Here is a 22,573-nt window from a genome sequence, read left to right on the forward strand (position 1 = left end):
CCCTCAAAATCTAAAATAAATAAAAGGATTATACGTTGAAGTTGCTAAAGACATTACAGAAAATAGCAGTAAAGCAATTAAACTAGCTATATATAAGCTTTCGTATCCTATTTTTAATACAATCGATTTCTTTTTATTAATATGATGTTCAATCTTATTAACCATTTTTTTAGGGATTGGAGTTGCACCAATTATCGCTATACATAACACTAATAAAATTTCATTATTAATAAACATAGAAACATTATATAAATTGGATATATTGTTGCTATATAAATTAAACATTGCTTTCAAATAAATAACCGAGCTGCCAAAGGTTTCAGATTTAAAGAATACCCACCCTATCATCACAACAAATAAAGTATAAACTAGTTTTATCGGAGACCATATTTTGTCTAATAAATTGCCGAATCTAGTTCTCTCCAGTAATAAAAACAACCCATGAAACAATCCCCACACTATGAAGTTCCAACTGGCTCCATGCCAAATTCCTGTAAGTAAAAAAACAATAATTAAATTTCTATATGTCACAAAAACAGTAGATCTACTTCCCCCAAGAGGAATATAAACATAATCTCTAAACCAAGAAGACAAGGATATATGCCAGCGTCTCCAGAACTCTTTAATTGACTTCGAAATATACGGATAGTTGAAATTCTCCAAAAATTTAAATCCAAACATTCTCCCTAAACCAATTGCCATATCAGAATAACCTGAAAAATCATAATAAATTTGAAATGAATAACATATTAGGCCAAACCACGATAGGGAACTTGATAAATTTTCACCGCTTAAGGAAAAAATATCATCTGCAATCCGCCCTAGCGGATTAGCTATCAACACCTTTTTACCTAACCCAATAATAAAGCGTCTTATACCATACTCAAAATCCTCAATAGTAGTTTTTCTATTTTTAATCTGCTCCGAAATATCACTATATCTTACTATTGGACCTGCAACTAATTGAGGAAATAAAGAAATATACAATGCATGATCTGATAATTTCCTTTGAGCAACCGTATCACGCCTGTATACATCTATTACGTACGACATTGCCTGAAATGTATAGAATGAAATGCCAATTGGTAAATCTATTGGTTCTAAATATATCGGCTTAAATCCTATACTTTGAGCCACTACATTTAGATTATCAATAATAAAATTCGCATATTTATATAATATAAGAATTCCTAAATTAACAACAACAGCCAATCCGGTAATTTTCTTAGCTAATTTTCCTTTGTTTTTATTATTTTCAACCAAAATTCCAAATATATAATTTAATAAAATAGAGACCAGCATTAGCAAAACATATTTGGGTTCACCCCAACAATAAAAAAGCAAGCTGGCCCCTAAAAGAAATAAATTTTTATATTTAGTTCTTATTAAAAAATAGCCTATAAGTATAATTGGTAAAAAAACAAACAAAAAAATTGGAGAACTAAATACCACCAAAATTCCACCTTTTGAAATAATAGTTATTACTGTGGATTATTTTTAAATGAGAACTCCCTCATTAAAAATTGTTTTTAGTAAGATTCTTTACTATTAAAATCCTTTTAAAGTGGGTTTACTAACCTTAAAGCCCTTTCTTTTCTTCCTATACCCAAATAAGTAATATTATCATTATCGATTAAGTTCAGGCTATTTCTCCCATCAATAATAATAGGTGAATTCATACACTTTGCGAGTTCAACCCAGTTTTCTTCTACAATATCCTTCCATTCAGTTACAATAATCGCAGCATCAGATTCTGTTACTGCATTTTCAACAGAGTAACAGTATTCAATTGAATTCGGTAATTGTCCTCTGGCCTCTTCCATTGATATTGGGTCAAACACTCGGATGTTAATATTACCATTTGTTATTTTAACTAACTCTTCAATTATTTTTATAGATGGGGCTTCTCGAAGGTCATTAGTATTAGGTTTAAATGACAAGCCCAAGATAGATACAGTTTTGCCATTAAGCTTAGGATATACGGACTGTAACTTCTCAATCACCTTTAAATACTGCTTGCTATTAACTTTCACTACTTCCTTCATAATTGCAAAATCGTGCCCAACCTGTTCCGCAATACTAATTAATCCAAGCGTGTCTTTAGGAAAACAGGCCCCTCCAAATCCAATACCAGCATTTAGGAATTTATTTCCAATTCTACTGTCACTGCCAATACCCTTAGCAACCTCTAGAACATCAGCGCCAACCTTTTCAGCCAGATTTGCTATTTCATTAATAAAAGATATTTTCATTGCCAAAAAGGAATTTGCTGCATATTTAATTAATTCAGCACTACGAATATCTGTAACTTGAATCGGAATATTGAAAGGTGCATGTGTATTTATTAAAATATCTTTAGCTTTTTCTGAGTCTACTCCTATGACTATACGCTCTCCATTTAATATATCGTTCACGGCAGAACCTTCTCTTAAAAATTCCGGGACTGATGCTACATCAAATGGGATATTGGTGCAACTCTGAATAATGTGACGAACTTTATCTGCTGAACCTACTGGAACAGTACTCTTGTTAACAATTATTTTGTAGTTATTGATTGATTTTCCGATTTTGCGAGCAACCTCTTCCACATAAAACATATCAACACCACCGTCAGGAAGTGACGGAGTACCTACAGCAATCATAACGATATCAGCCAGCTTAACAGCTTCATCAATATCTGTAGTAAAAGATAAATTTCCTCTCGAACTATTTTTAATTATGAGTTCCTTTAATCCAGGCTCGTAGATTGGGCATTCATTACTTTTCAGTTGATCAATTTTATCTTCATCAATATCGGCACAAATCACCGTATGGCCCATCTCCGAATAACATACTCCAGAAGTTAATCCAACATATCCTGTGCCTATCATTGTAATTTTCATATGTCCTCCAATTTATGTTGTCCTTTTACCAAATTACTGAATAATATGTTTCGAAATACGTCCGCACGCTTTAAAAAGGTATGCTCACGATGAATAAATTCCTTTGCTTTAAACGCAATTTCCTCTCGATCAGCTTCATGAGTTAAATAATATTGTATCAAAGAATTTAATTCCTCTTTACTTTGATAAATAAGCACGTGCTCACTAAATGTTTCTTTAATTTCTGGAGCATTATTAGCAATAACTAATGCTCCACTAGCCATTGCCTCATATATTCGTAAATTTATTGTTCCGCGGTTAAAGGGCGCAATATCTTCTATAACAATCTTACTTCTTTGATATAAGTTAGGGAGATTTAAATACGAGATGTTTCCCTGATGGAAATTTTGCCATGGATGATTAACCTCCCCCGTTTCTAACCTACCATAAAATTTGAAATTCATATTTAAACTTATATCTAAATTATCCACAATGCTTCGAGGAATATGAAATAAATTCCCTACAAAAGAAACATCGACAGTTCTATCTATTTCTGGAGCATCAGCCCTAAATATATTTGTGTTTGCTGCTAAGGGGAGAATTCCCCACAGCTTTGATTTGTCAACTATATTGAACAACTCGCTTTGTACATAAGCGGAAGATGTAATAATTCCATCAAATTGATGAATGTATTTTACTTTTTTCCAGTAATTAACAAACCCTCGAATCCATGCAATAGTAATAGATCCTTCCGGGACATTTAAACTACGAATATCACAATCATAAAGCATTGAAACAACAATATCAGCAGATTGGGGGATTTCATCCCATTCATATTCAGGTCTTCTTGCTAAATAACTAATTCGATAACCAAATTTCTGTCTTAATGCATCTCCTAAACCCCGAGCTGAAAAGTAGTCACCTGCAGTTGTTGTTATTTCATTTTCAGTTACTAAAAAAACAATGTGTAGTGGTTCTTCTGTCCAATAGCTAGTTTTTGAAAAAAGCTTTTCTTCCCATATTAATGATGTCAGTCGTTCATCCCAAATAGATACAAATCGTTCATGATTCTGGATCCTTGAGCGCTTAATAACCGATCTTTTTTGCTTAATTTGTGAGGAGAATTCTCTATGGAACAATAGAGAATTCTTAGCAACCAGTATCTTTTTGTTCTGCTCTAAAATTTTAAGACAATAGTCAACATCTTCTTTTCCAAAACAATATTCTTCATCAAAACCACCTATTTGCTGAAAAAGTTTCCTATCGGTAAGTAAACAAGCAGCGGTAACAGCTGGTACCGAAATTACATCTAAAGAATCAACTTCTATTAGTGGATTTTTGTATTTCCCGGTATTAACGGGAATAACACCAGCTTTCGTCCACCTGAATCTAATCCCATCATGTTGAACTGAACAACCAGGGTATATGATTTCTTTAATTTTTAATCTAGAGGAATTTAACTGGTTATAAATTAATCTTGAACCAACAATCCCAACCTCTTCTTCACTTAGCATTGCCATAAGCATCTCATCAAGCCACCCATATAGTGGCATAACATCGTTATTTAACAATAAGATATACTGGCCTTTTGCCCTGGATGCTCCATAATTGACACTTTGTGAAAAGTTAAGATTCTGACCAGTATTATAGTACCGGATATTAAGACTGTTCTTCCAGGATTCCACATAGTTCCTGGTTTTATCTTGACTATTATTATCAACAATAATGATCTCATATCTGGAATATAATGTGTTTTTCTTCAGAGCAGGGAATAGTCCTTTAAGATGCTCTCTCCCATTTTTAGTAGGTATAATGATACTAATTAATGCATCTGTTACATTATCCTCTATTGGTTTAGCAATATTTTGAGCAAGTGCTTTGATTTCAGATTCAGATGACATATTTAGCAACACTTTTTTTTTGTTTTTGTATCTAAAAAGCCTCTTCTGAATTGTTTTTCTTAATTTTTCAATAAAAATCCTTGTTGTTTTCAAGTTTAAATAAACTATACGGGTAATTCGATATAACTTACCGTAGCCAAATCGTTTCAGCAAAAAACGCTTGCTAATATCTTTTATTGAATGGTGTATTATCGGTTCAGGTATAAATTTTTTCTCATTCAATACTTCGTTATATTGTGTTAACAACATTAATAATTGCTGAACTCTTTGAACTACAGTGTGATTCGACATTACTTCATCATGCAATTGATCTGAAATGTCTTTGTATTTTTTCCTATTCTTATTGATATCATTTAGCAACCATTTTAATTGTTCTTGAGTGCTATAAGTTAGTGCTGATGGAAAAATGCTTTTCAATTCAGGATGATCATCATTAATCACTAACGCTTTACATGCGACAGCATCAAAAAAACGATTATTGATAAACCCATATTTACGCATATCTTCCCAATGGTCATTTAACAAAACATGGCACGATGAATAAATCTCATTTAATTCTTCATTAGGAAACCATTTAGCAAGAATGTACTTACTGTCAACTATCCCTTTCCAACCAGACCCAATAATCAACAATTGCTCTGAACTACTCATAGCATCTTTAACAATTCCCCTATAGACTCCCCGCGAGTTCCCTACAAATAAAAGAGGATAACTATATTTATCATTTCGCTTAGGATAAAAAAGCAATGGGTCTGTAAACTGTAAAAAGACTTCTACGGGTACATGTATTTTCTTCTTAAGCTGTTCGGCATACATGTAAGATGAAACTAAAATTAAATCATATTTTTCATATTCCTCTTGACTTATATCATCAGGATGAGAAATATTCCACATAATGTTAAAATGTTTTGGTTTAACAGTATAAGAGGAAAGCCCTCTAATGTGGATAATTACATCATCCTCCAAATCATCCTTCAAATCCCATTCAGGGAGAATCTGGATCCTGCATTCATGACCGTGTCTTTTCAATTCATCAACTAAGCTTTTTGCTAAATAATAGTCGCCCCATTGTTTAATCTGAGAGCGTGTAGGGACACCAATTTTAATACAAAAACGCAATTGATTCATGGTATTAATCTCCGCATATTAGATTTACCCACTGTAAATAATTATCTTTCAATAAATGTTTTTCTTTAATATCAAGTTGGATGTTTGAAATAAATTTACTCCTTAAGTCAGAGTCTTGAATTATATCTTTCATAGATTCAAACCATCCATCTGTATCATTACATAAAAATCCATTAACACCATTATTCACAACCAATCTGAAGGGTTCTATATCAGAATAAAGTGCTGGCAAACCTAACGCTCCATAATCAAGATACTTTAAATAGCTTTTAGCATTATTAATTTTGTTATCAACTAAAGGTGCTAATGCAAAAGTAAAATTATTTGTATTTTTAACCCACTTAATGAAATCAATATAATTCTCCATTCCTTTAGGAACAATAATTTTATTATACCATTCTCTTTCTTCTCTATCTCCTCCAATAACATAGAATTTGATAGAGTACCCTTCTTCCTTACCCCAATTCATAATCTTCTCTACTGCAGGCTGAATTAATTGAAGATCCGCTGAGTGAGTATTGGAACCAATATAAACAATATCAATGATTTTATCTAAAGTATTAATATTTTTAGCTGCGTTGCGCGGTGCAGGAAACCAGATTCTCTCATCTACTACATTCGGAAGCACATAAATATTATTGCTATAAGGAATAAATTTCTCTCTTAGTACTTCTGAGGATACTGTCACAATATCAGCAGCCTCTAATAAATATCTTATTGTCTTTATTTTGTCTCGATATAAATCAAACTCTGGATGCTGCTGATCGATAGACAAGAAATCATCGTCCACTTCAAAAACCAGAGCAATCTGTCTAGTTTTACAGTTTTCAACTAATTTTTGAGCGGCTTCATATTCTAAACAATCTCTTTGTACTATGATTACATCATAAATATCTAATTTAGAGGGTCTATCTATTATGCCATCATCTAAAACTTCTAACTGCAAACGTTCTTTAGCACTTGGATGAGTTAATGGAAGTATCAATCTAATATAACCTGAGGGATTGAAATACCCCCTTTTCCCTCTTTTAGTAAATACTCCAACCCTCTTGAGTCTAGGCGAATAAATTAAACTTTTATACAAAAAGCTATAATCTCTCGACATTTCTTCTGCATCTCTTAGTTCAATTTTATTTACTATAGCAACCATTCGTTCATATTCATTTTTGTCTCTTGAGATTTTTATAATTTCTTCATAAGACTTTTTCGGATCATTAAAATCTATTAACCAGCCTCCGCCAGTTTTTAATATTCTCTCTTCAATAGTTCCAATACGAGTTGCTAATACCGGAATACCACATATCCATGCTTCACTTAGTGTGTGACAATAGGTCTCAGGCCAAATTGAAAATATCCCTACAAATGAAGGTTTAATTTGATGAACAATCGAGTAAAATTCATCCCTCTTGTAAACGCCATGATTAACACCATATGTTGCCAAATCATTATTTATTTTCCCCAAAAAATGAAACTCGAGAATGTTATTCACATCTTGTTCCTTCAGTGCTTTTATAAATTCAGAACCTTTGTGATTATCAATATTACCCGGTAATAAAATTTTAATTGGTGTTGCTTCTTGAGGCTTAGGAAATTCAAAATATTCTGATCGAACATCTTTTTGAATCTGTTCGTCTCGCCCATGTTCGATAATAATAAAATTCTTATTCTCTAAAGCAGGATAATTAGAAGTGTACACCTGCTTAGAGGTGTTAGAAGTGGTTACAAATGCATCACATTGTTCAATTAATTCATTAACCTTTCCCCTCCAGATGTGTATCCATTGATTCTTTAACTCAGGCAACCCTTCCTTTACCCAGTTAGAAGGAATTTGACAGGCTCCTTTACTACTAGTACATTTACCAGCACAATATACATTTTCATTATCTAATAAGTGAATAGAGGGACATACAAAATAAAAATCATGAAAAGATAACACTACCTTAAGCCCTAATTTGTTAGATAAATAAGCAATATCAAAAGAATGAGCTAATAGATGTCTGATATGAACCAGATCAATATTGTAGAATGTTAGTATGTTAAAATAAATTTTCTCATAATCTGATCGGGTAAAATCAGTAATTTTCCACGGTTCAGAAAGCTCCCAAACCTGGATAAGGTTAAATTCTCCTTTAGAAAAGGAAAATAATTTTATTTTTTTTGTGTTTGATGTCAATACAAAGCAATCAAATTCTTTTTCAATATAATTCATCAAATCTTTATTAGTATTAGGTGTTCCGCCCGACCCTTGATGCAGCACATATAAAACTCTCTTGTGGTTATTTAACACACTGGTTGATGGATTCTCAATAGCTTTGTTTATATCTTCCCTTATGCTATTCAAATCAGAGGAATTAACAAACTCGCTCACAAGCCCAGTGTATTCCGGATGCAATTCATCTAAAATCGCTCTATTTTTCTTAATTAATTCTTGTTTTTCGTCTGAAAAAGAAGCACTTCTCTTATGATAAATGTACGTGCTGTCATCAATAATATTATACCAATTTGATTTCAATGCACGCATGCAAAAATCATTTTCTTCACCATAACCTCTATGGAAACGAATAGAATCCATTCCACCTATCTCATTAATTAACTTTCGTTTAATATACATACAAAATCCATTTCCAGTCGGAACTTTTGGGTATTTATTAACGGAATTTCCCTCCACTAATTTTGCCATACTATCTATTGTTAGATGATTAGGTATTTCATTAACTTCACCAATTAAAGGAACAGAAAACGCCCCTGCTGCATTAGAAAATGGGGTAACCGTACCAATATTTGATTCAGAGTATGCTGCCAATTTTAACTTTAATAACCAGCGATTTGTTACTATAGTGTCACTGTTGAGTAATACTACATCATTTTGTGAGGCATTAATTCCTATATTGATACTTTCGACGTAACCCTTATTAGATTCATTTTCAATGATCTTAATACGTTCATTCTGAGCTAAGGAAACAAGGTATTCTTTAATTCTCAAATCTGTACTGCAATCATTAACAATAATCAATTCATATGGTATATTGGTATACTTTAAAATACTTTCTATACACCTTGTAAAGTCGTCATAAGCGTTATAGACAGGTATAATTATTGATACAATATTAACATCAAAAAATTCTTTAATATGATTACTATTATATTTATCAATTATTTTTGTTCGTTTCTTGTTTTGGGTATTCCCTACTACTATTGGATGATTGTTAAGTTCATCCTTTAATTCAATTAGGTTTTTTTTCCCTCTTTTTTTTTTTGCATCCTTAATAATTTTTAATATATTTTTGGGAAGCTTCAGCAATTTTTTTGGATGTTGAACTGAACTGACCAAAGTGTCACCCAATTGGTATCTAATTGAAGAAACATGAATACGTGCTGCATTCCGATAATGCTTCTCACTTTCATGAAGTCTATTTTTCTCAATTATTATCTTCTCAATGTTATTATTAACACTAATAATATCCTGTTCTGCCTTTTTCAAATTCCCTATCAACTCTATATTTTTTTTAGATAAGCTATCTATTTGTTCAAGCAATTCATAATTCTTTTTAGTCAATTCATTATATTTAAAAGATAACTCCTCATTTTCAGCACTTTTGATATCCAGTTTATTATTTAGTAAATCATTTTTATCTTTTGCAGACTTTAACTCACTTTTCAGATCATTAATTTGGATAATTCGGTTAACCCTTTCCTCTTCAAGTCTTGAAATCATAGAATCAATAAAGGAACCTTCATTCAAAAAATCAATTACTACTTGAAAAGATGCCGGAATAATTATTCCTAATCCATAAAACCCATGTAATTTAAAAAATTTAAGTTCAAACTGAGTTTCTTCCAGAAAATCTTCAATTGCCGTGAGTACGCCGTTTCGAGGATTGTTTTCATATATAGAATTATACATTTGAGAATTTAATCCAGTTGGTAATAGAGAAGATTGTCCAGGCTTAATCCCTTCTTTTTTATATGGCTGTCTAAACTCGCCAGGAATATTTTCTGGATTATAGTACATATCCCTTCTACCATAAGGCCAATCAATATCATGTAAAAATGTTACAGGGAATTCCTTTTCACTTTTTCTAAAAGTCTGTTCAATAATCTTCAATTCATGATAAACTGTATACCAATTATGATCACCATCAATAAGAATTGCATCATATTCTTTAATTAAAGGAAGAGCTGAAATACTCAAATCATTAATAGGCTCAAATTTTTCCCCATATTCCTCCTTTAAGGAAGCGACATCATATTGTGGAGACGGATCAATGGAATAAAGTACTCCATCATTCTCATTTATATATTCAATTAATCCTCTTGTATTTATGCCACTAAAGCTACCAATTTCAACTATTTTTTTTGATTTGCTCAAATTAAGCACTGGTTGAATTACACTACTCCAAAATCTATTCACTCCAAATCCTCCTTATCATCCCTGATTCTTGAATTTCTCTAAAACTTCTACAGTTTCACCAATCATTTTAAGCTCGCCCTTTTCCAGCCAAACGGTTCGATTGCACAATTTTTCAATCTCGCCAAGCGAGTGCGAAACAAAAAGCACCGTCGTACCCCCACCCAACAATTCCTGCATGCGAGCTTGACACTTCTGTTGAAACTTAAAATCGCCTACAGATAATACTTCATCAACAATTAGAACATCAGGATTTATGCAGGTAGCTATTGAAAATCCCAGCCTTGCTTTCATACCTGAAGAGTAATTCTTAATAGGAACGTCAATAAACTCTCCCAACTCTGCAAATTCAATAATTGCAGCCTCTTGTTCTTTCATGAACTTATTAGAATGCCCAAGAAGAGAACCGTTCAGGTATATGTTTTCTCTACCCGTTAAATGCTCGTCAAAGCCTGCTCCAAGCTCTATAAGAGGAGCCATTCTCCCGTGAACCTTAATACTCCCTGCAGTAGGCTTCAGAATACCTGCTACAATTTTCAACAAGGTACTTTTGCCTGCGCCATTCAATCCAATGACTCCCATGATTTCTCCCTTGTTAACCTGGAAAGAAACATTACTTAGTGCCTTGTATTCCTTATACTGCAGTTCCTGCTTAACCATCTTAACGAAGTATTCTTTTAAGGAGTCAACTTTTTCCTTGTACATCCGATAGGTCATTGAGATATCAGCGACATCTATTACTATATGATCACTATTCATAATTTCCCTCGTATTTCCTCAAAGATATAGTATAAAGTCGTTCTGTTTCTTCTGGAAAACAAAAAGTCCTAGAGCTAGCGACAACAATGATACTCCCATACATATCAAATGAGTGTTCAAATCGCCAAAATTTCCATTCAATACGATATCTCTGAATAAGCTAATGTAGTAATACATAGGATTCGCTTCAATAACGGTCCTATATTTATCAGGAATAATATCAATCGGATAAATAATCGGGGTTAAGTACATCCATGCTGTTGTGACTACGCCATATAAATGATTTAAATCTTTAAAGAACACAGCATATGCCGATAACAAAAGCCCAAAACCGACTGCAAATACAAATAAATATATTATAGGTAGAGGAAAAAGAAGGACTGTCCAAGACCAGTCTATATTAGAGACCATCATAATCGCGAATAGTATAATTAATGTAAAAGCTAAATTAATTAATGAAAAAACAGATTTAGAAATCGGGAATAAGTACCTCGGTACATAAATTTTTCTAATTAAAGCGGCATTCCCGTTAATTGCCCTCATTGCCGAACTTGTTGATTCTGAGAAAAAGTCAAACATCAGTTTCCCTGTTAACAAATATAAAATGTAGTTTGGAATATGGCGGTTAAACAATGTCGAAAAAACGATTGATAGCACCATTATCATTAACAGAGGATTCAGCAGGCTCCATAAAACACCAAGTCTCGACCGTCTGTATTTAAATTTAAAGTCTTTCTTCACTAATTCTTTAAGAAAATGCCTATACTTCAGAAAGTTATTAACGTAGCTTCTCATGAGCTTCTCATACCTCATCATTTCATTGAATAATCTATTGAAACTGGTCTCTACCATAGAACCTATGCTAAAATAATTACCGTATCTACAAGCAAAGGAGATTGTAACCTTGTCGAATCCAGTATACGGGAAAAAGGCCGCAGCGTCGAGAAATGGAGAGAAATTGTCCGTCGCAAATTGGCTGTTAAAGATTGGTATTGTTATTCTGATGATCTGGGCGCCCTTTCAGGCCGGCTTATTCAACGGCCTCATTCTACAATTTGAGAAGCCGATCTACTGGTCTGTCATTATCGGCAGCTTCCTGCTGCTGATCTGGCTTGCCGCTTACTACAAAAATATTAAACTAGACGATCAGCGCAGTTGGACAGCCGCCTTTGTGCTGCTGGTGCCTATCACGTACCTGCTCTCGCTGCTATCAGCGGCCTCCCATTATTTTGCAATGAACATGGTGCTTATCCAGTGCCTGTACGCCATCGTATTTATTATAGGCCTATATTTGCTGCAAAATAAACAGGGCAACCGGTTTGTCGAAATAACGACGATTACTGCCGCTTACATCATCGTTATGTTTGGTTTGCTGAATTGGCTTGGCCAGGGTAGAACGGTCTCAGCCCTAGTCGGGTGGTTTTCGAGCACAGTATTTAATGGAGAATATAACCAGGCTGTCTGGATTGACGCTAACGGTCCGCGGCTGGCATCGGTGTTCCAATATCCGAATACATATGCCGCCTTCCTGATGGCTTTCTTCTTTGTTGCGGTGTTCGCCATTACGCGTTCCCGGAAATGGTATGAGCAAGCGGTCCATGGCTTCATGCTCGTACCGATGGCGCTTTCCATCCTGCTGACTCTATCACGCGGTGGTTTAGTTTTCCTTCCGGTCGTATTTATCGTACTTCTGCTATTCTTAAAACCGGCAAAGCAGGTTCTTTGGATTCTGTACTGTTTGATTGCCGGCATCGGTACACTGCTAATTGCGAAACCTGTAACTGAGTTAGGACAGCAATTTCACCAAGGTCTCATCCATGATCCAGCCAAAGGCTGGGGTTACGTGTTGGCCGTATCCATTATCGTTGCAGCTCTGGCCTGGCTGATCCAGCGTTTCCTGGCTCCTAAGCTGGAACAGCGCCTGAGCGGCTTGTCTGTGCGCAAGCTGTCTAACCTATGGCTGCCGATCGGCTCCATCGTAGCGGTTGTCATTATTGCAGCAGTTTTCCTTGGAACAAATGCCAAGCATCTATTGCCGGGCAATATCGGCGAGCGCCTCGAGAACATTAACTTCCAGCAGCACAGTGTGCTCGAGCGTCTAACCTTCTATAAAGATGCCCTTAAAGTCATGAAGGACTATCCTGTCATCGGTGCAGGCGGTGGAGCATGGGCTGCTTTATATGAAAAATACCAGAACAACCCTTATCTCAGCCGGCAGGCGCACAGCTTTGTTATGCAGTATTTAGTGGAAGTCGGGATTTTGGGCTTTGCGGTATTTATGGCTTTCATTCTGTTTATTTTCTACAAATATATTAAAGGTTATATTCGTTCATCAGAAGAACAGCGCGAATCTCATTTCATTTACTTCATCCTCGTATTCTCGTTGTTCATTCACAGCTTGATGGACTTCAATATGAGTTACATTTATATCGGTATTATCGTATTCCTGGGATTGGCCGGCATGGCGGCAGCGATGGATAACAAGCCCGTGAAGCGCCTAGCCTTGAAACCATCCGCAGCTCGCGGGTTGTATAGCGCAGTGGCGGTCATCGCTTCAATCGTACTCATCTTTACCTCGATTCGCTACATTCAAGCCAATGATGAAGTAACTAGAGGACGCGAACTCCTGAGCACAAGCTCCGACTTCCAGGAGATCAAAGCACCGCTGGATCGTGCGCTTCAGAAACGTGCCCACCAGCCGGATGCTGTACTGAATATGTCCGTGCTGCTGAAAGCAGGATATGAACAAACGCAGGATGAGACTTTCTATACGGCAGGCTATGATTTACTAACGAATGCCCTGAAAAAGGAACCATTTAATAAAAACATCTATAACCAGCTTATCGCCCTGCACCAGCTAAAGGGAGAAGACGAGCAGGCGTATGCTATATATAGAGACAACGCAGACAAGTATGCCTGGGACATGAATTGGTATGATCAACTGATCTATCAATCCTATGAGCTCGGTTATCAGGCACTCGGCCAGGCAAATATCGCCGAAAAAGAGCAGTACTTCAAAACTGGGCTAAATGCTTACCAGCATGTGGTTGAGGGAGTCGAGCATTTAAAAACCCTCCCTCCGGGACAATTCCAAGGCGGAGAGTTCTATATTACACCGCAAATGGCATTAAGTGCCGGTAAGATGCATTTTATGATGAATGATCCGGAGCAGGCAGCTGCTGTTTTGAAAAATGGCCTGACGGGAGACTTGCATGATTCAACCATTCGAGAAATCGCCGTCTGGTATTTGGCTGCATTGCAGAAAACCGGAGCAAGCGATCAGGCCGTTTACGACCAGCTCATCCAAATTGATCCTATGGAGAAAGATTCCATCGATCAGCTCGCAAAACTGCAATTCTAGGCATAAGAAAAACGACTATCGTCGTAATGGTTCAGCTTCGCTGAAATTTTGTAAATTCTCTAAGCTTAAAAAAAACGGCTTCTCGTTTAACGAGAGGCCGTTTTTGCTTGTTCGCTTCGGTCGATAATCTGCGCCATGTACTCCAGCAGCTGATCTCTTAACTCTTCGCTCTGCAAGGCATAGTGTATCGTCGTTTCAATGAATCCTAGTTTCTCGCCCACATCATGGCGGATTCCCTCAAAATTATAAGCAATGATTTGCTCATATTCTTTAAGCCTGGATATCGCGTCCGTTAACTGAATTTCACCGCCTACGCCGACACGCTGCTCCTCCAGTATGCCAAAGATGGCAGGGGTTAAAATATATCTTCCCATAATGGCCAAATTGGACGGAGACTTCTCCATTTCCGGCTTCTCTACTAGCTGATTAGCTACGTAAACACGATCTCCGATTTCCGTGCCATCCACGATGCCGTAACGCGACACTTCGCTCCATGGCACCGGCTGAACGCCTACGATGGATGATTTCTGCTCATTATATACTTCGATCATTTGTCTTAGGCAAGGCTTCTCTGATTCAACGATATCATCCCCGAGGAGTACGGCGAACGGCTCGTCTCCAATGAACTTTCTCGCGCACCAAATCGCATGCCCCAGCCCCTTCGGCTCCTTCTGCCGAATATAATGGATGTCCGCCATCTCCGAGGATTTACGAACCTCCTCCAACAGCTTCCACTTGCCTTTCTCGTGCAAATTAAATTCAAGCTCGAACGAATTATCAAAATGATCCTCGATCGCACGCTTGCCCTTGCCGGTTACGATGATAATATCCTCGATGCCCGAGGCCACTGCTTCTTCGACGATATACTGAATTGTCGGTTTATCCACAATCGGCAGCATTTCTTTAGGCATTGCTTTCGTTGCCGGCAAGAAGCGCGTTCCTAATCCTGCCGCAGGTATAATGGCTTTACGTATCTTCATCCCGAATCCCCTTCTAAATAAAGACCTGAAATAACATATGCCTATTATACACAAAAAATGGGCATGTACGTTAATTCTGGCCTAAATCTAAACCAAAACGGTTCCCCCAGATTCAACTAGGGGAACCGTCGATATTATTTACTGAACAGTCTTTCCGCATCATCAAGAGCCATGTCGTGACCAAGCGCTGAATAATCCAGCCATTTCTGGCCGTCAAGAACATAAACGTGATTATTTTTTACGGCCTTCAAATTTTGCCATACCGAATTTTTCTCCAATTCATCGAAATTGTTCTTCGCCTCATTGCCTTTGCTAATAATGACAAAAATTGCATCCGCATCGAAATCCGGCAGAACCTCCTTAGAGATAACCTCATAAGGCTCCGCCGCAGGAATCTTCTCTACCCCGTTAGCCATATTCAGCTTAAGATCATCGAACATGATCGGTCCTAGCGGGCGTCTTGTCCCCATAACCCGCAGCTCCTTGGCCGTCATGCGTATAGCCATTACTTTCGCGTCTGCACCCAGTTCCGTCTGAATGAGACTGCTGACCCGCGTGGCCTTTTCATCATACGCCTGGATAAAGCTATCTGCTTCCTTTTCACGCCCTACATGGGTCGCAATAGTTTTCAAATGATCCTGCCATGTTCCGTTATCCATATCGATGACGATCGTCGGAGCAATCTTCTCATACTTGGCGAGCTCCTCACCAGAATATACTTTATCAATATATATGTAATCCGGCTTCAAAGCCAGTACCGCCTCCATGTCCGGATCCGTAACCACGCCAAGTTTGACTACTCCCTCCAATTTGTCGGCAGCATGCGGCAGAAAGTCTTTGACATCCCCGCCGATAACAGAACCAGCAGGTTTGATGCCGATCGCAAGCAGGTTATTCGTAATATGAATCGACATTGAAGCGATTCTAGCATCTGGATCGTGAACAAGTACGTCCGGTACAGCCGTAATCGCGGTCGAAGTCGCAGGCGTAGTTGTCGCCGAGTTAGAACTTGAATTGTCCGCTTGCGGACTTTGGCCGCAAGCGGATACTAGCGAAATGAGCAGAAGCATGGTAACAATAAATAGTAGCTTTTGTTTCATGTATGGTTCCTCCAAGTCTAGTTTTTAGTTTTAAATAACAGGTACAAAAAATAGGGTCCTCCAATAACTGCAACCACGATACCGGCCGGAACAGCGTTAGGCTGAAAAACGGAGCGTCCAATCGTGTCCGCGGCTACCAGAATAATCAGTCCAACCAAAGCAGCCACCGGCAGAAAATGCCGATGCTGAGGCCCAGCCAGCCGTTTGGCAATATGCGGTGCGGCCAGTCCGATAAAGCCGATCCCACCCACCATAGATACGCTGGCGCTGGACAGAGCCACGGCCACAGCCAGCATCACGATGCGGTTCCGGGTCACATGGCTTCCGACGTTAGCGGCGATGTCATCGCCTAACGCGAAAATGTCGAGCGTTCTGGAACGCATATAAGCAAGGGGCACGAGCAGCACAATCCAGGGCAGCAAAGCCCAAACATGCACCCAATCCCTTCCCCATACACTGCCCGCTAACCAGCGCGCAGCAAAGGCATATATATCAGGATCAAGCTTCAAAGATAGCACCAGGGTAACCGCATGGATGCCTGCCGCTACCGCAATGCCGACTAGAATAAGCCGAATCGGCGCAATTCCCTCGCGTTGATTATAAGCAAGCGCAACAATGATTACCGCTGTCATCACGCCCCCTACAAAGGTGAACAACGGGATCATTAAGGCCGCCGAGCTATCCATCGTCCGAAAAAACGATATGAACACCATAAGCCCTAGTGCCGCTCCTGCATGAATTCCTAATATTCCGGGATCAGCGAGTGAATTACGGGATACCCCCTGCAATATAGCGCCCGATACGCCTAGGCCGATGCCCGCCAGCATCGTTACGATAATCCGCGGTAAGCGAAATTCAAATAACACCATCTTCTCTTCCGGCGTACCGTAGCCCAGCAAGGTCCGCCAAATCTCCGCCGGAGATAGCCGCATGCTGCCTGTGTTCAGGCTGATCCATATGACAATGATGGCTAGTATCATGAATACCGCGCTGATATAAAGTGCTCTTCCAGCCCTCTTTTGGACAATATGGCTTGTACTCATGATTAAATGCTCCTCCTCTCCCGACGCGCCAAGTAAAGGAAGAAGGGAACGCCCACCAAGGCGACCATCGTACCGATCGCCAGCTCCCGCGGAGAATTAACCATCCGTGCAGCAAAATCGGCCCATACGAGCAATATCGCTCCCAGAATCGCTGAAAATGGAATTAGGACTCGGTAATCTACTCCCACAAAACGCCGGGCAATATGAGGGATCACAAGGCCGACAAAGCTGATGGATCCGGCTACGGACACGGCCGCTCCCGCCAATATAACCACAATGGCCATACTGAACAGCCGTACCCGGCCTACATGTATTCCAAGATTGACGGCAGATTCCTCACCGAGTGACAGAAACGTAATCGAACGACCCAAAATGCCCGCCAGCAAAACCGTTGTCAGTACAACAGGTGCAAACACCTGCAGCTGCTCCAAAGTGACGCCTGCTACGCCTCCGGCATACCAGTAAGCCAGATCCTGGCTAAGCCCGAAATAAATAGCAACCCCAGAGCTTAACGCATGCAGGATCGCCGCCAGGACAGCCCCCGCGATCGTCAGCTTCAAGGCGCTTAATCCTCCCGGGGCCGATGAGCCGAGCAAGACAATAAGAAGCGTCGTCAACGCTGCCCCGGCAAAGGACAACAAAATTAAATTGGAGTAGGACAGCCCGGGAAGAATGGCAAAGCTTAACGCAACTACGAAAGCCGAGCCGGCATTTACGCCAAGTATCCCTGAATCAGCCAGCGGATTGCGCGTTACCCCCTGCATAACCGCCCCCGCAACAGCTAGGGCCATCCCCGTAACTACTGCGCCTATGACGCGCGGCAGCCTTAAGCCATGTATAATTTGGTGAGAGGTTGCAGCCGGATCGTAACGGAATACGGCCTCCCATACCGTTGCCAATGTCATTTCCTTGGCTCCGTAAGAAATGGCCAAGCCAATGGTTAAGACTAGTCCTGCAATAGCAGCTATGAAATAAATGCAGGTTGCCAGCGTTTTTTTCCAAGTCATCATCTATGCTACGAAAAGTCTCCCCTCTTTCGTTTGTAGTCGCACTTCGTATATAAATTGATATTGATTATCATTATCGAATGTTAATTATAATTGAAAACGTTGGCGTTACCATGACCTTTTCTAACTTAGAATATGGACTTTTCTATCTCAGCCCTTGATGCAAGAACATTTCCAGTTCCTCCATTTGCAGATTGATGGCATACGGAGCATAGTTCATCCACATATCTCGATCCAAAAAATACACGCGCTTTCTCCTCACCGCAGGATGATTCATCCACGAAGGATTCGTCCGCTGCCATTTCAGGACCTGCTGCCGATCGCTATCCTTTTCAACTGCGATGAACAGTAGATCCGACTCATAAAATTTGAGCTCATCCGGCGTGATGGGCATCCAGGTAAAGCCCGTTCCTTCCGGGTATGGCTCCATTTGTTCGCGAACCCGATCCGGCGGTGCTAGCTGCAGAGATCTATAAAACACATGGCCGATATTTCTCGCCCCATAAACTCGCAGTTCCTGTCCACGGTACACGCAAATCGTTACCACAGCTCTGCCGATGGTCTGCCGAACCATCTGCCGTAATCTCACCGCGGTCTGCTCGTGGTAGTCCAGCCACGCCGCTGCAGCCTGTCTTCTGTCAACCAGTTTAGCGATTTCCAGCAAATGCGCATAAACATCCTTGCTCGCCCACGGAATTGCAATGATTGGCGCAATATCGTGAATATGTGCCCGCGCATGATGCAGCACATTATCTTTGCACACAATCAGGTCCGGAGCTTCCTCCAGAAAGATTTGTCGACTAATATCCCATGAATCGGAGGCATGCTCCGGCAATTGGAGCGGTTTGGCAGAAAGGGGAATATGCCGATGCAGCTGAGCAGCGGACGGCTTCAAGCCAAGCGTATACAAATGGTCGGTATAGGGGGAGGATAGCGAAATCAGCTTTAACTCTTTTTTCCGGGTAAAAAATGTCGGAGAGTACCCGCTGGTGTCCTTAAAACGCCGGCTGAAATAGAACTCGTCGCCATACCCTACAACAGCCGCCACGTCACGAACGGATTTATCGGTCGTCAATAACAGCTCCTTAGCTTTGTTCATTCTAAGATCCGTCAAGTATGCCACTGGAGATTTTAACATCATCTTCTTGAACACCCGGGAATAATAAGAAGGATGAAGCCGGGCTATGGCTGCAAGCTTGTCGACCCGAATATCCTCATGATAATAAGCATGCATGTATTCCAAAGTAGCCTTGATGCGCTGCTGCAAATCATTTGCGGCGGCAGGCTGAGCCTCAGCTAGCAGGATCTCCAGCATATCCTGTAAATACTGCTGGGCGATATAACGCTTCTTGTTCACGGCTTCATCTCCTAAGGAGACCAGTAGCTGGAGCAGGCTCAGGAACCGATCATCAGAAATCTCTATATCGCCCTGCAGGGGCAAGCCAATCTCTCTGTTCCAGAGCTTGCAACTGCCCGTATTCTCTGTCTCTTTGAACAAATTGAATACAACGCCATATAGCGCAGCCCTTCCTGCTTGCTTCATCCGCATTTCCAGCATTGTGCCTGGAGGGTAGATGTGCAATGATCTATGCTTAAACGGGGAGGCAGCCCCATTAACGATAAGCTCTCCCCTCCCCTTTTCAATAAACAACAGCAAATGGCGGTTCAAAGCCCGCTGCCCGTCTGCCCATTCCGGGAGCACCGTGCTTTGGAACACTGCTTCAATCTCATATAAGACGCTATGTAAAAAGGCTTCCGCATTCATCGTTCTTTGTTTCATTTCCGTGTCAGCTCCATTAGCTAGATTTATGATAATAATTATCATTATCAACTAATGATTATACCATATGGATGAAGACACGAAAAAGACGGCTCCTCTTTCGATGAGGATCACCGTCTGCTGCTGAATTGCAATGCCCTAATCTTTGCAGCAAATCCGCTCCTAAGTTTCGGGTCTTACTGCTGCTTTACTGACTCCAAATTTTCCGAATAGAAAAACGACCAGGCTGCTCCTGCTCTTGGCTCGGATGATGTCTGCCTGGTTCCGGCGCGTGCAGAAAGCGCTCTGCACCAAATTCCAGCTTGCGGTACTCCGCTTCCCCGCCAAGCCCCAGCTTCTCATGTACGCGAGTAACCACGGCCTGCATTTCCAAGAACCCTTCGAACATGAAATTCATCCTCCTTTGTATGAATGAACAACACGAACGTTTATATATTGGTTACGCTTACATTATATCACGAATGCAAATTTCCGATGAAAAAATCAGAGGCTTTCTCAGACGTTTGGGAAGCAAGTTCACCAAATGTTTGGAAATGGGATTCATCTGATAGGAGGTTCTTTTTGAAATTTTTGAATAATCCGGTTGTAAAACTTCTGTAAAAACTACCTATATTCATGAGAGGACAATACTTCCTCAGCATGACGATGGCTTGTCCTCTTTTATCCCCAAAAATATACGAAAAGAGGTTGTAGTTATGGAAGAGTATGCAAAAGTCCTACGTTGGTCAACGGATGTGGGTGTGTATGGGCTAAGAACTACCATTCAGCTTCCCAAGAGCGCAACTTTCGAGAAAAATGTAGGCTTCATCAACTTCTACTTGGGTGTCTTTGGCGCAAATGTCCATTACGAATGCGGACTATCCACCAAACCCGCAGAAGCAGCAAATGACAACTGGCACTGGTTCTGGAATACCGGATTTGCCAACGATGGGGGGCCTTGGATGATAAAGGGAGGATCGGTGGTGCCGATCGAACTATCCCTGAATTGCGACGGCCAGCTGGAGTTCAAGGTTGCCGGCGAGGTCGTGAAGACCTTCCTGGCTGAGGATGAACCCTTCGGTGCATTGACCACTGCCAGGCTTGTTGTTGCCGCTTGTGATCAGAAATTCGAGATTGTGCCTGACCCGCTTCCGGAATGGACGACCCGCCACGACGCCGTCGTGTGCGATTGCTTCAGCTACAAGGACAGCAGCGACACTTGGACGACGTTGTCGGCGGCGAATTCTTCTCCGCCGGAAGCTACGATATTCTGGCCGACGGGTTATGACCATACCGGAACGCCCGCCGACTATACCACAGCCATTTCTGCAGGTAAAATCATTGCCACACTATAATTGTGGTAGATGTTTGGGGACGCTCATCGTAAGGTAGAGACTTCGCCATCTTGTAGCAAAACTTTGCTGCTGAGCGCAAGTCGTGAAACATGAGAGTGAACTTGTAAGCACCCGGGGCAGGACATAGAGTGAGAATGAGGCAGGCGCCTAGATCTGGACCTAGACTATGGCACGAGGCGAGACACACGTGAGATCTGGACCTAGACTGTGGCACGAGGTGAGACACACGTGAGACCTCGGACGTGGACTGTGGCACGAGGCGTAACACACGCGAGATCTGGACCTAGACTGTGGCACGAGACGAGACACACGTAAGACATAGGACGTGACATTGAGACGAAGCACTGAGATACGACACCGGGGCGCGACAGTAAGACAGGACTCCGAGGAGAGATGCGACACCAAGGCTTAGACCCTGATGGTGACCGTGATCCTGACCTTGACCGCGACTCTCTAACGAATCTCACAATCATTATTTGGTTAAAATAAGCCCTTGGGTAAATGTAACGGTTGCAGGTAACGTTATTTTACACTTCACTTCCCCAAACAGCAGATAAACCGTAAATAGAGTGGATGATAACCGTTAAATTCAAAATAATCGCAAATATGTACAAATAACGTGGCTGAGATTCGTTAGACTAGCTGACAGGCGGTTGCCTCCTTCGAAGTGCATGTGGGATAAGCCCACACAGGGAACACCTGGCCTTATCACTGCAGAACTTGCTTAATAAGTTCCAGCGACAAGAACAGACGAAAGTTCCAAAATTTCAACATTATATCAACTCTAAAAGCCCCTCTTCCGCTTAATTACGAAGCGTCAGAGGGGCTTTGGTTAGTTACTCCTATAGATCAGTCGGCTAGCTTCGCCCTTCGTCGTGCACTTGGCTTGAGTAGCCGCCCATTTTACTTAG

General features: G+C 40.2%; 14 protein-coding genes. 2 read left to right on the forward strand and 12 right to left on the reverse strand.

Annotated features, from left to right (window positions below):
* Positions 1-3 precede the first annotated feature (3 nt).
* The 6 genes from QNH46_RS21845 to QNH46_RS21870 all read right to left on the reverse strand — a co-directional run bounded on the left by QNH46_RS21845 (position 4) and on the right by QNH46_RS21870 (position 11,909).
* Complete coding sequence (locus QNH46_RS21845) at positions 4-1,452, reverse strand: MBOAT family O-acyltransferase (RefSeq protein ID WP_283925987.1); 1,449 nt, start codon at positions 1,450-1,452, stop codon at positions 4-6.
* A gap of 107 nt (positions 1,453-1,559) precedes the next feature.
* Entirely contained in the window at positions 1,560-2,882 is a 1,323-nt protein-coding gene (locus tag QNH46_RS21850) for a UDP-glucose dehydrogenase family protein (protein WP_283925988.1), read from the reverse strand.
* Positions 2,879-5,890 carry a glycosyltransferase family protein gene (locus QNH46_RS21855; protein ID WP_283925989.1) on the reverse strand — a complete coding sequence of 1,004 codons (3,012 nt, stop codon included), beginning with the start codon at positions 5,888-5,890 and terminating at the stop codon, positions 2,879-2,881. The genes QNH46_RS21850 and QNH46_RS21855 overlap by 4 nt, the downstream gene beginning before the upstream one ends.
* Positions 5,891-5,894: 4 nt before the next feature.
* Positions 5,895-10,301 (reverse strand): glycosyltransferase, encoded by a 4,407-nt coding sequence (locus QNH46_RS21860; protein ID WP_283925990.1) that lies wholly within the window; start codon positions 10,299-10,301, stop codon positions 5,895-5,897.
* A 15-nt stretch (positions 10,302-10,316) separates the two neighbouring features.
* Positions 10,317-11,057, reverse strand: coding sequence for an ABC transporter ATP-binding protein (locus tag QNH46_RS21865; protein WP_283925991.1), 741 nt, complete (start codon positions 11,055-11,057; stop codon positions 10,317-10,319).
* An 18-nt stretch (positions 11,058-11,075) separates the two neighbouring features.
* The gene (locus tag QNH46_RS21870; protein WP_347342935.1) at positions 11,076-11,909 is read right to left on the reverse strand and encodes an ABC transporter permease; all 834 of its coding nucleotides are present in this window, start codon (positions 11,907-11,909) and stop codon (positions 11,076-11,078) included.
* Between the two features lie 52 nt (positions 11,910-11,961).
* Here QNH46_RS21870 and QNH46_RS21875 point away from each other — a divergent pair, with 52 nt between their 5' ends.
* On the forward strand, positions 11,962-14,418 hold the full coding sequence (locus QNH46_RS21875; RefSeq protein ID WP_283925993.1) for an O-antigen ligase family protein: 2,457 nt from the start codon (positions 11,962-11,964) through the stop codon (positions 14,416-14,418).
* 86 nt (positions 14,419-14,504) lie between these two features.
* On the opposite strand, the gene galU is transcribed toward QNH46_RS21875, so the two are convergent.
* From galU to QNH46_RS21905, 6 genes are all read right to left on the reverse strand, one after another.
* Positions 14,505-15,398 carry a UTP--glucose-1-phosphate uridylyltransferase GalU gene (galU, locus tag QNH46_RS21880; protein WP_283925994.1) on the reverse strand — a complete coding sequence of 298 codons (894 nt, stop codon included), beginning with the start codon at positions 15,396-15,398 and terminating at the stop codon, positions 14,505-14,507.
* A gap of 134 nt (positions 15,399-15,532) precedes the next feature.
* Positions 15,533-16,498 (reverse strand): ABC transporter substrate-binding protein, encoded by a 966-nt coding sequence (locus tag QNH46_RS21885; RefSeq protein WP_283925995.1) that lies wholly within the window; start codon positions 16,496-16,498, stop codon positions 15,533-15,535.
* A gap of 17 nt (positions 16,499-16,515) precedes the next feature.
* Positions 16,516-17,541 (reverse strand): FecCD family ABC transporter permease, encoded by a 1,026-nt coding sequence (locus QNH46_RS21890; protein ID WP_283925996.1) that lies wholly within the window; start codon positions 17,539-17,541, stop codon positions 16,516-16,518.
* Between the two features lie 2 nt (positions 17,542-17,543).
* The gene (locus tag QNH46_RS21895) at positions 17,544-18,548 is read right to left on the reverse strand and encodes a FecCD family ABC transporter permease (protein ID WP_283925997.1); all 1,005 of its coding nucleotides are present in this window, start codon (positions 18,546-18,548) and stop codon (positions 17,544-17,546) included.
* Between the two features lie 145 nt (positions 18,549-18,693).
* Positions 18,694-20,328 (reverse strand): helix-turn-helix domain-containing protein, encoded by a 1,635-nt coding sequence (locus QNH46_RS21900; RefSeq protein ID WP_283925998.1) that lies wholly within the window; start codon positions 20,326-20,328, stop codon positions 18,694-18,696.
* A gap of 187 nt (positions 20,329-20,515) precedes the next feature.
* A complete protein-coding gene (locus QNH46_RS21905; protein ID WP_283925999.1) occupies positions 20,516-20,716 on the reverse strand; it encodes a hypothetical protein in 201 nt (66 codons plus the stop codon).
* Between the two features lie 307 nt (positions 20,717-21,023).
* Between QNH46_RS21905 and QNH46_RS21910 the strand changes: the two genes are divergently transcribed.
* Complete coding sequence (locus QNH46_RS21910; protein ID WP_283926000.1) at positions 21,024-21,662, forward strand: hypothetical protein; 639 nt, start codon at positions 21,024-21,026, stop codon at positions 21,660-21,662.
* Positions 21,663-22,573 lie beyond the last annotated feature (911 nt).

Origin of the sequence: Paenibacillus woosongensis, assembly GCF_030122845.1 — a bacterium.
GTDB lineage: Bacteria > Bacillota > Bacilli > Paenibacillales > Paenibacillaceae > Fontibacillus > Fontibacillus woosongensis_A.

What these genes read in the sequence shown, in the direction of transcription:
- QNH46_RS21905 (WP_283925999.1), bottom strand. Translation starts at nt 20,716, where the DNA reads ATGTTCGAAGGGTTCTTGGAAATGCAGGCCGTGGTTACTCGCGTACAT.
- QNH46_RS21885 (WP_283925995.1), bottom strand. Translation starts at nt 16,498, where the DNA reads ATGAAACAAAAGCTACTATTTATTGTTACCATGCTTCTGCTCATTTCG.
- QNH46_RS21850 (WP_283925988.1), bottom strand. Translation starts at nt 2,882, where the DNA reads ATGAAAATTACAATGATAGGCACAGGATATGTTGGATTAACTTCTGGA.
- QNH46_RS21855 (WP_283925989.1), bottom strand. Translation starts at nt 5,890, where the DNA reads ATGAATCAATTGCGTTTTTGTATTAAAATTGGTGTCCCTACACGCTCT.
- QNH46_RS21895 (WP_283925997.1), bottom strand. Translation starts at nt 18,548, where the DNA reads ATGACTTGGAAAAAAACGCTGGCAACCTGCATTTATTTCATAGCTGCT.
- QNH46_RS21865 (WP_283925991.1), bottom strand. Translation starts at nt 11,057, where the DNA reads ATGAATAGTGATCATATAGTAATAGATGTCGCTGATATCTCAATGACC.
- QNH46_RS21890 (WP_283925996.1), bottom strand. Translation starts at nt 17,541, where the DNA reads ATGAGTACAAGCCATATTGTCCAAAAGAGGGCTGGAAGAGCACTTTAT.
- QNH46_RS21910 (WP_283926000.1), top strand. Translation starts at nt 21,024, where the DNA reads ATGGAAGAGTATGCAAAAGTCCTACGTTGGTCAACGGATGTGGGTGTG.
- galU (WP_283925994.1), bottom strand. Translation starts at nt 15,398, where the DNA reads ATGAAGATACGTAAAGCCATTATACCTGCGGCAGGATTAGGAACGCGC.
- QNH46_RS21900 (WP_283925998.1), bottom strand. Translation starts at nt 20,328, where the DNA reads ATGAAACAAAGAACGATGAATGCGGAAGCCTTTTTACATAGCGTCTTA.
- QNH46_RS21870 (WP_347342935.1), bottom strand. Translation starts at nt 11,909, where the DNA reads ATGGTAGAGACCAGTTTCAATAGATTATTCAATGAAATGATGAGGTAT.